At 38.2% G+C, this 400-nt stretch carries 1 pseudogene; it reads right to left on the reverse strand.

What is annotated here, in order from left to right:
- Positions 1 to 400: pseudogene (locus H3S73_RS13610) on the reverse strand (hypothetical protein); the annotation flags it as partial.

Here is a 400-nt window from a genome sequence, read left to right on the forward strand (position 1 = left end):
TTACCCCGAATAACAATTTGACGGCTAATGGCGTGTTCATGGCGAATGCGGGCATACCATTCTCCACTTTCAACACCATTACTCGTATTACCAGAGTTAGTGCTAATATCACTGCTATTATCGTTATTATTGCCGTTACTGCCTTGACTATCGTCGGTATCGATATCGTCACGATTGCCATCATGATTATTTGTGTCACTATCAATATCGTCATCATTATTACTGTTGTGATTATTTATATCATTGTTATTGACATTACTACCATTACCATTGCTATTTAATCCTTTATAGTGCTCATCATAACGGTAATCGGTGCCATAAGTGGTGTTATCTTTCTGTTGGCTGTTAACTTCACCGAGTAAATTCGCCTCTGCATCGCGGTAGTTATAATCTTGTACTT

The organism is Gilliamella sp. B14384G12 (genome assembly GCF_016101825.1).
GTDB classification, from domain to species: Bacteria; Pseudomonadota; Gammaproteobacteria; order Enterobacterales; family Orbaceae; genus Gilliamella; species Gilliamella apicola_N.